Genomic DNA, 2,265 nt, shown 5'->3' with positions numbered 1-2,265 from the left:
CGAGGTCAGGCTGCCGCCAGCTTCACCGGACTGCTGCGACAGCCCGGCGGAGGGTCCTTACACCCCTCCCGGAAACACAGCGCCTCACGGCGCACCTGCACGACGTGGAAGGGATCCATGGCGCGGACCGCGTTCGGGGCCCGCTCGGCGACGACATCGGCGATCCACTCGGCCCCGTCCGCGCTGATGTGCGTCAGCTGGTGTGCGCGGTCCGCGCCCAGAGCGTCGAAGAACGAGCGGAGCACGTCCTTGCCGTGGCCGTCGGCCATCCATACGACATGCCGGGACTCGTGGTCGACCACAACGGTCATGTACTTCTGTCCGCGCCGATAGGAGATCTCATCGACGCCGATGCGGCGCAGGCCGGCCAGGCGGTCGATTCCGGCGTCCGCCTCGGCCTGGTGGCGGGTGAGGATGGCGCCGACGGTGCGCCACGCGGTTCGCATCAGATGCGCGGTGGCGGACTTGGAGCACTCGGTGGCCATCCACGCGACCTGCTGGTCGAAGTCACGGGTGTGCCCCGCATCGTGCCGCGCCCAGGGGACGGCGGCGACCACGACCCCGTGCTGCTTGCAGGTTACGCGGGGCGCGTCGGCCTCCAGATAGAGCTTGAGTCCGCCGGCGTCCAGGTGCCGCCAGCGCCGTCGTCCCGCCCCGCCGTCGAACCTCGGGCAGCGGATGCCGCAGATCCCGCATCGGCGACGCGCCCGGGACCTGGGCCGGACCGTGACCACGATGACCTGCGACTTCTCCTCGAATCGGACGTCCTGCGGAACCGCCTGCTCGCATCCGACCAACGCGTTCAATACCGTGGTGAACCGCACGCCGTTCTCCCTGCACCCCAGATCCTGAGTCTCGACACCTCAAGATCTGCACAGGGGACGGCGTGTACTGCGTCAGGCGCTCCTCAGCGACCCACAGATGGAGCAGAAGAGCCGCTTTTGGGCTCACCGCGGCTGGACCCTGGAGGCGTGGCCCGCATCCGCGACTGCGCGAACTGCGGCGCCCGGCTCCCCCAGACAAGCTCAACGCGACAGGACACGAGTGCCGGCCCGGGCCAGAGCCGGTTGATGTATGCCGACGTCAAAGACCTTTCAGGACACGATCAAGTGCCGACCGGCCTGCGGGTCCCCAGTTCGGCTTGCCGCCGGGCAGGCCGCGGTCCCCGTTCTGGCCCATCAGCATCAGGAACAGGCTCTTCATCGCGGCCAGCCCGCGTGCCCGTCGTACCGCCGCGTCGTCCGCCTGCGCGTAGCTGTCGAAGAACCGTGAGGCACCGCCTGCGGGGAGCAGCAGCCAGGCGGCCATGAGGTCCCATGCCGGGTCGCCAGCGAAGACTGCGCCGAAGTCGACGACGCCCGCCAGTGTCCCGTCCGCGACGACGACGTTCGCGGGATGCAGGTCGCCGTGCACCCACACTCGCGGGCCCTCCCACTCGGGAGCCGCCACCGCGTCGTCCCACACGGCCCGGATGTCGTCCTCGGCGAAGCACCCGAGGTCCACGGCCTGCAGGAAGTTCTCGAAGCCGTCCGTGCACTCCCTGGGGTGAGCGCCGAAGTCCGAGGCGCCCGGCGCGTCGGCGGGCGCCTCCGCATGCAACGCCTTGAGGAAGGCCGCCAGCGTGTCGGCAGCGTGGTCGCCGCAGGTGATCGAGCCGTGGTCCAGCGGCGTGCCTTCAACCCAGGTCATGACGGTCCAGACCTTGGGGAAGCGCTCGGACGGTGCCCCGCTTCGCACCGGGGTCGGGATCGGAAGCGGCAGGCGCGGGGCCAGCACCGGCAGCCAGCGGCGCTCCTTGAGCTGCAGATCGGGGAGTTTGTCCATCCGCTGCATCCGGACGGCCAACTTGTCCCCGAGGCGCCACATCTGGTTGCCCCAGCCGCCCTCCACCTCGCGGATGGGCAGCTCAGCCAGGTCCGGATGCTGTTCCCGCAACAGGTCGCGGACCAGATCCTCGCTGATCTCAATCTCGGATTCGATCACACGAAGTCACAGTACTTGAGGCAAGCGGAGCCAACCTTGCCCTCGGGAAGATCCAGGGTTCGATCTCCCAAGTTCTCGCTGGACCGATCAAACCGACCCGGCCGAGGACGCTCCCGCTGAACTGCAACTGCCGACCTACCAAGATCATCCCACTGCCGCTTTTGGGCTTACCTTGGCTGGACCCCTGGACCCCCGCGAGTTCGCGGAAACTGAAGGTTCTTCAGCGCGAACCCGAGGGTCCGTTGCCCTGATGTTAGGGGGTGGACCCATGGGTTCGTGGTG

At 68.7% G+C, this 2,265-nt stretch carries 2 protein-coding genes; both read right to left on the bottom strand.

Annotated features, from left to right (window positions below; genetic code table 11):
* Positions 1-5: 5 nt before the first annotated feature.
* Positions 6-824: a transposase gene (locus ACFQ87_RS45775; protein WP_380616975.1), complete on the bottom strand. Its 819-nt coding sequence runs from the start codon at positions 822-824 to the stop codon at positions 6-8.
* 259 nt (positions 825-1,083) lie between these two features.
* Positions 1,084-1,983: an aminoglycoside phosphotransferase family protein gene (locus ACFQ87_RS45770; RefSeq protein ID WP_380616974.1), complete on the bottom strand. Its 900-nt coding sequence runs from the start codon at positions 1,981-1,983 to the stop codon at positions 1,084-1,086.
* Between the last annotated feature and the right edge of the window lie 282 nt (positions 1,984-2,265).

It is taken from the genome of Kitasatospora sp. NPDC056531 (assembly GCF_042794375.1).
Taxonomy (GTDB): Bacteria; Actinomycetota; Actinomycetes; order Streptomycetales; family Streptomycetaceae; genus Kitasatospora.
This window is presented reverse-complemented; position numbering and strand designations above follow the sequence as displayed.